Origin of the sequence: Isoptericola sp. NPDC057391 (genome assembly GCF_042668085.1) — a bacterium.
In the GTDB taxonomy this organism is placed as follows: domain Bacteria; phylum Actinomycetota; class Actinomycetes; order Actinomycetales; family Cellulomonadaceae; genus Isoptericola.
In genome coordinates this window covers 1-6,728 of the sequence record NZ_JBHVBO010000212.1, presented here as the reverse complement: position 1 = coordinate 6,728, position 6,728 = coordinate 1, and the positions used below count along the sequence as shown (strand labels likewise).

The 6,728-nt window shown below is 71.8% G+C and carries 7 protein-coding genes; 1 reads left to right on the top strand and 6 read right to left on the bottom strand.

Annotation, left to right across the window (positions count from 1 at the left end):
* Positions 1-59 precede the first annotated feature (59 nt).
* From ACFUVW_RS18600 to ACFUVW_RS18575, 6 genes are all read right to left on the bottom strand, one after another.
* On the bottom strand, positions 60-809 hold the full coding sequence (locus ACFUVW_RS18600; RefSeq protein ID WP_430572792.1) for an SDR family oxidoreductase: 750 nt from the start codon (positions 807-809) through the stop codon (positions 60-62).
* Between the two features lie 112 nt (positions 810-921).
* Positions 922-1,671, bottom strand: coding sequence for an IclR family transcriptional regulator (locus tag ACFUVW_RS18595; RefSeq protein WP_430572791.1), 750 nt, complete (start codon positions 1,669-1,671; stop codon positions 922-924).
* 52 nt (positions 1,672-1,723) lie between these two features.
* Positions 1,724-2,575: a 5-dehydro-4-deoxy-D-glucuronate isomerase gene (gene kduI, locus ACFUVW_RS18590; protein WP_430572790.1), complete on the bottom strand. Its 852-nt coding sequence runs from the start codon at positions 2,573-2,575 to the stop codon at positions 1,724-1,726.
* Between the two features lie 58 nt (positions 2,576-2,633).
* The gene (locus ACFUVW_RS18585) at positions 2,634-3,938 is read right to left on the bottom strand and encodes a TRAP transporter large permease (RefSeq protein ID WP_430572789.1); all 1,305 of its coding nucleotides are present in this window, start codon (positions 3,936-3,938) and stop codon (positions 2,634-2,636) included.
* Positions 3,939-3,948: 10 nt separating this feature from the next.
* On the bottom strand, positions 3,949-4,452 hold the full coding sequence (locus tag ACFUVW_RS18580; protein ID WP_430572788.1) for a TRAP transporter small permease: 504 nt from the start codon (positions 4,450-4,452) through the stop codon (positions 3,949-3,951).
* Positions 4,452-5,513, bottom strand: a complete 1,062-nt coding sequence (locus ACFUVW_RS18575) for a TRAP transporter substrate-binding protein (RefSeq protein ID WP_430572787.1) — start codon at positions 5,511-5,513, stop codon at positions 4,452-4,454. Before ACFUVW_RS18575 ends, ACFUVW_RS18580 begins: the two co-directional genes overlap by 1 nt.
* A 162-nt stretch (positions 5,514-5,675) precedes the next feature.
* Between ACFUVW_RS18575 and ACFUVW_RS18570 the strand changes: the two genes are divergently transcribed.
* The gene (locus ACFUVW_RS18570; protein WP_430572786.1) at positions 5,676-6,680 is read left to right on the top strand and encodes an NAD-dependent epimerase/dehydratase family protein; all 1,005 of its coding nucleotides are present in this window, start codon (positions 5,676-5,678) and stop codon (positions 6,678-6,680) included.
* The last annotated feature ends 48 nt before the right edge of the window (positions 6,681-6,728 follow it).

Sequence of the window (6,728 nt, the reverse complement as noted above, 5' to 3'; positions counted from 1 at the left end):
CTCGTCGTCCCAGGCCGGGACGGCGAGGAATCGCTACGTCGACGCGAGCCGGGCCCGGCTCAGCGCGCCAGCCAGCCGCCGTCGACGGGGATGATCGCGCCGTGCACGTAGTCCGACGCGGGAGAGGCCAGGTACAGCACCGCCCCGGCGATGTCCTCCGGCGTGGCCCAGCGGCCCGCGGGGATGCGCGCGAGGATCTCGGCGTTGCGGTCCTCGTCGGCCCGCAGCGCGCCGGTGTTGGCGGTGGCCACGTAGCCCGGCGCGACGGCGTTGACGTTGACGCCGCGCCCGGCCCACTCGTTGGCCAGGGCCTTGGTCAGGCCCGCGAGCGCCGACTTCGACGCCGTGTAGCCGGGCACGTTCACGCCGCCCTGGAAGCTCAGCATCGACGCGGTGCCGACGATCTTGCCGTGCCCGCGCGCGAGCATGGCGCGCCCGACCTCGCGCGAGAGGGTCCACGCGGACCGCAGGTTCACCTCGAGCACGTGGTCGAAGTCGGCGTCCGGGTGCTCGGCCGCCGGCGCGCGGCGGATGGTGCCGCCGTTGTTGACCAGCACGTCCACCTCGCGCTCGACGAGCGTCGCGGCGAGCGCGGCGACAGCGTCCCGGTCGGACAGGTCGGCCGCGACCGGGGTGAACCGGCGCCCGGCGCCCTCGACGGCGCGACGCGCGTCCGAGTCGCCGTCCGGCATCGTCGTGCTGACGCCGATCACGTCGGCGCCCGCGCGGGCGAGGAGCGCCGCGATCGCGAGGCCGATGCCCTTGCTGGCGCCCGTCACGGCCGCGGTGCGGCCCTCGAGGCTGAACAGCCGGGCGACGGCGGGGTCGAGCCCCTGGGCCCGGTCGGTCGGGCGGTCGGTGGTGCTGGTGCTCACGTGTCTCGTTCCTTCGTCTGGCCCGGGGCGGGCGGGGCGCTGGGCCCTACCGGTCGCCCCCGAGCGCGTGGGTGATGTCGGCGGCCGTCTTGTGCAGGTCGTCCGCCATCGCGGCGAGCTGGCCCTCGGAGTGCTCGAGGGCGAGCGAGGAGATCGACAGGCCGTAGTTGGAGTGGCCGGAGTGGTCCCGGACGGCGGTGCCGATGCACACCACGCCCGGCACGTTCTCCTCGCGGTCGAAGGCGTACCCGTCGCGGCGGATGTCCGCCAGCTCGGCGCGCAGGTCCTCCAGCGTCGCGATGCTGCGCGCCGTGCGGCGCGGCAGCCCGGCACGGTTGACGAACCGCTCGACGGCGTCGTCGTCGAGCCGCGCCAGGATGGACTTGCCGATCGCCGAGGTGTGCAGCGGGATCGACGCGCCGACGCGCGACGGCATGCGGTACGGCTTGTCGGAGTCGGTGCGGACCAGGTAGATGATCTCGTCGCCGCTGCGCACGCCGACGTGCACCGTGCACTGCACGCGGCGCACGAGGTCGTCGACGTAGGGCTGCACGATCGTCGAGACGTCGACCCGGTCGTACGCCGCCCCGGCCAGGGACAGGATCTTCGGGCCGGGCACGTGCGTGCCGCCCTCGGCCACCCGGATGAAGTCCCGGTCGACGAGCGTGGCGAGGATGCGGTGCACCGTCGCCTTGGGCAGGTCCACCGCCGCCACGATCTCGCTGAAGCGCCCGTGCGTCATCGCCGCCTCGAGCACCATCAGCGTCTTCTCGCTGGCCGTCGTCGCCTCGCTCATCGACCGTTCCTCCTCGTCCCCGCGCGTCCGCGCGTCGTCGGCGCCTCGTCAGTCAGCGCATCGTGGCGACGTCGAACCCGTCCATGTCGTCGAACGCCTGGTTCTCGCCGGCCATCGCCCACACGAAGGAGTATGCGGCGGTCCCGACGCCGGAGTGCACCGACCAGCTGGGCGAGATGATCGCCTCGCGGTCCGCGACGACCATGTGCCGCGTCTCGGTGGGCTCGCCCAGCAGGTGCACGACGCGCGCCTCGGCCGGCAGGTCGAAGTACAGGTAGCACTCCGTACGCCGGTCGTGGGTGTGCGCCGGCATGGTGTTCCACATGCTGCCCGGGTGCAGCGTCGTGACGCCCATGACCACCTGGCACGACCGCACGCCGTTCTCGTGGATGTACTGGTTGAGCGTGCGGCGGTTGGACGTGACCTGGTCGCCGAGCTCGCGCACGGTGCCCTGCCCGGGCTCGACCAGGGTGGTCGGGTACGCGGTGTGCGCCGGCGCCGAGAAGAGGTAGAACCGGGCCGGCGCGGCCTCCCCGGTGGCGTCGCCGGACGAGCTGTCCGAGGCGAGCACGACGTCGGCCGCGCCCCGCCCCACGTAGAGGCACGCGCCGTGCGCGAGGCGGTGCTCCGTGCCGTCCACCGTGACCGTGCCCGGGCCGCCCACGTTGACGATGCCGGCCTCGCGGTGCTCGAAGAACCGCTCCGAGCGGATCTCCGGGTAGCCCGGCAGGGTCAGCGGCGCGGACACCGGGCTGATGCCGCCCAGCACCACGCGGTCGTGGTGGGTGTAGACCGTGCGGATCTCGTCGTCGACGAACAGGTCGGGCACGAGGTAGCGGTCCCGCAGGTCCTGGGTGGTCATGCCCGGGATCTGCTCCGGGGCGGTGGCGTAGCGCTGTTCCATGGGAACCTCCGAATCGGTGGTGGACGGTGGGACGGGCGGGGCGAGGCGGACGGCGCCGTCAGGCGAGCCCGAGCAGCCCCGGCAGCCAGAGCGACAGGGCCGGCGTCATGGCCACGACGAGCAGCAGGAGCACGAGGGCCACGAAGAACGGCACCAGGCGCCGCATGACGCTCTCGATGGACATGCCCGACACCCTGGCACCGACGAACAGGACGGGCCCGACGGGCGGGGTGATCGTGCCGATCGACAGCGCGAGCACCATGAAGATCCCGAAGTGCACGGGGTCCATGCCGAACGCCGTGACGACGGGCAGGAAGATCGGCGCGAAGATCAGCACGGCCGGCGTCGGGTCCATGAAGCACCCGATGACCAGCAGCAGCACCACGATGAGCACGATGAGCACGTACGGGTTGGTGCTGACGGTCAGCAGGGCGTCCGTGACGAGCTGCGGGATCTGCGCGAACGACATCACCCACGACATGACCGCGGACACGCCGACGAGGAACATGACGATCGCCGTGGTGCGCGCCGACTCGAGCAGGATGCCGGACAGGTCGCGCACCTTGATGGAGCGGTACACGAACGACAGGACCAACGAGTACAGGACGGCGATGCACGACGCCTCGGTGGGCGTGAAGACGCCCGCCAGGATGCCGCCGATGACGATGACGATCAGCAGGAGCGCGGGCACCGCCTGGCCCGCCACCTTGAGCTTGGCGGGGCCCGAGAGCTTCTCGGTCACGCGCAGCCCCGGCCGCTTGCGGGCGTACAGGTGCACGATGACCATGCAGACGGCGGCCCACAGGATGCCGGGCACGTAGCCGGCCACGAACAGCGCCGCGACGGACGTGCTCGACACGAGCGAGTACACGATCATCAGGTTGCTCGGCGGGATGATCATGCCGGACGGCGCGGACGCGATGTTCGTCGCGGCGGCGAAGTCCTTGGGGTAGCCCTCCTTCGCCTGGAGCGGGCCCATCGTCGAGCCGACGGCGGCCACGGAGGCGACCGCCGAGCCGGAGACCGCTCCGAACATCGCGTTCGCCGCGACGTTGGTCTGGGCGAGCGACCCGGGGGCGCGGCCCACGAGCATCTTGGCGAAGTTGACGAGCCGCAGCGCGATCCCGCCGTTGTTCATGATCACGCCGGCGAGCACGAAGAACGGGATCGCCAGCAGGGAGAAGTTGTTGACGCCGCGGAACATCTGCTGCGCGGACGTGAGGAGCCCGTTCTCGAAGCCGAGCACGGTGATCGCGGCGAGCGCCGACGACGTGCCGACGGCCACGGAGATCGGGATCCCCAGCGCGAGGAGGGCGACGATCCCGACGATCAGGACCAGCCCGGCGATTGCTGCCACCTCCATGTGAGCCCCCTCAGACTGCGTCCGGCTCGCCGTCGGTGGTGGCGTTCTCCACGCCACGCACGACGGCCACCAGGTGGTAGACGGTGTAGAAGAGCACGAGCACGCCCGAGACCGGGAGCACCAGGTAGAGCCAGCCGACCATCAGCGGGAGGCTGGGCACGTCCTGGGTCCAGGTGAGCTGGGCGAGCTGCCAGCCGCCGTAGACGAGCACCAGCGCGGCGAACGCGAACGTCACGACCTGGCCGAGCACGGCTGCCGCGCGCTGCAGGTGCTGGGGCGCCCGGCGCACCAGGAAGTCCACGGCGATGTGCCCGCGCTCGCCGAACACGAGGGCGGTGCCGAAGAAGCTGAGCCACACGAACAGGTACTTCGCGAGCTCCTCGGACCACACGCTGGGCGCCGACAGCACCTGACGGGTGAAGACCTGCCACGCCACGACCAGCACGAGCGCGCCCAGGAGCAGCACGCACAGCCAGCGCAGCACGGCGTCGAGGCCGTTCTTGACGCGGGTCATCACTCCTCCTCCGCCATCTGCTCCGCGACGGCGCGGGTGCGGTCGTAGAGCTCGCGCGACGTGGGCGTCGTGAGCTTCTCGTCGAGCAGCGGGGCGACGGCCTCGCGGAACGGCTCGACGTCGGGCGAGTTGAACTCGGCGCCGGCCTCCTCCGCGGCCCGCTGGCTCTCCGCCATGACCTCGGTCGTGAGGCGGCTCGACTCGTCGTAGGCCGCCTCGAGCTCCTCGAGGAACACCGTGCGGTCGGCCTCCGACATGGCGTCGAAGGTGGCCGGGTTGGTGATGAGGTAGTCCGGGATCATGAGGTGGTTCGTGTACGAGTAGTACGGCGCGACCTCGTCGTGCTTGAGGTTGCGGTAGATCGACTCGTTGTTCTCGCCGCCGTCGATGACGCCCGACTGGATCGCCGTGTACACCTCGCCCTGGCCCATGGGCGTGCCGACGCCGCCCATGAGGTCCATCATCCGGCTGTTGGTGTCGGTCTCCATGACGCGGATCTTGAGGCCGGCGAGGTCCTCGGGGGTCTCGATCGGGTGCGCCGACGTGTAGACGCTGCGCACGCCGGCGGAGAACCCGCCCAGCACGCGGATGTTCTGCTCCTCGAGCGAGGAGTACAGGTCGCCCGTGATCGCGGGGTCGTTGAGCACGGCCTCCTGGTGCGTCTGCGAGTCGTACACGTACGGCATGTTCAGCGCCACGAAGTCGGAGTTGATGTTCTCCAGCAGCGACCCCGCCACGAGGGCGAAGTCGACGGCGCCGGACTGCACCAGCTCGACGGTGTCCTTCTGCGCGCCGAGCGTCTCATTGGGGTAGACCTCCACCGCGTAGCGCCCGTCGGTCCGCTCCGCGAGCCGTTCCCCCAGGTGGGTCATCGCCACCGCCTCGGGCTGGTCGGCGTTCTGGTTGAACGCCACCTTGAAGACGCGCTCCGCCTCCGGCGCACCCGCGCCGTCGGACGCCGCGCCCCCCGCGGCCGCGGTCGTGAACCCCGCGCCGCAGGCGGTCAGCGTCACCGCCACGAGCGCCGCAGACCCTGCTGCGGCCAGCTGTCTGAGCCTCATCGCCCCCTCCTTCTGCTCCTCGTCGAGCGAGGCACCCCGTGGTGCCTCCTGATCCGTCACACGGAACTAAGTTCTGCAGTACGGAACCAGTTGCCGTGGCCGCCTGTCAAGCCGCGGCCCCGTCGGGGCCGGGGCGGCGGCCCGGGCGGGCACGATGGACCCATGAGCATCCGCAGTCCTCAGGACGTCCTGTTCATCGGCGGCTCCGGCGTCATCAGCGCCGCGAGCGTGGCCTGCGCCGTCGGCATGGGGCACCGGGTCACGGTCCTCAACCGCGGCACCTCGACGACGCGGCCGCTGCCGCCGGAGGTCGAGACCCTGGTGGCCGACGTGACCGACGACGACGCCGTCGACGCCGCGCTCGCGGGCCGGGACTTCGACGTCGTCGCACAGTTCCGCGCGTTCCGCCCCGACCACGTGGCGCACGACGTCGAGCGCTTCACCGGGCGGGTCGGGCAGTACGTGTTCGTCTCCTCGGCGTCGGCGTACCAGACGCCGCCGGAGCGGCTGCCGGTCACGGAGTCGACGCCGCTGCGCAACCCGTTCTGGCAGTACTCGCGCGACAAGATCGCGGGCGAGGACGTCCTCGTGTGCGCCTGGCGCGACCGCGGCTTCCCCGCGACGATCGTGCGCCCGTCGCACACCTACGACCGCACGCTGCTGCCCACCACCGGCGGCTGGACCGACGTCGCGCGCCTGCGCGCGGGCAGGCCCGTCGTCGTGCACGGCGACGGCACGTCGCTGTGGACGCTGACGCACACGGAGGACTTCGCGGTCGGGTTCGTGGGCCTGCTCGGCCACCCCGCCGCCGTGGGCGACAGCTTCCAGATCATGGGGACCCACGCCCCGACGTGGGACCAGGTCTACCGCTGGCTCGCGGCCGCGGCGGGGGTGGACGAGCCCGAGCTCGTGCACGTCGCGTCCGAGACGATCGCCCGCGTGCTGCCCGACGTCGGGCCCGGCCTGCTGGGCGACAAGGCCCACTCGATGGTGTTCGACTGCGCCAAGCTGCGCGCCCTGGTGCCCGAGTTCGGCACGACGATCACGTACGACCAGGCCGCCGTCGAGCAGATCGCCTGGTACGACGCGCACCGCGAGGCGCAGCGGGTCGACCCCACCCTCGACGCCGCGTTCGACCGACTCGTGGCGCACGCGCGCGCCGTCTGACGTCCGGGCGCCCGGACCGGCGGGTCACCCCGGCACGTACCCTGCCGG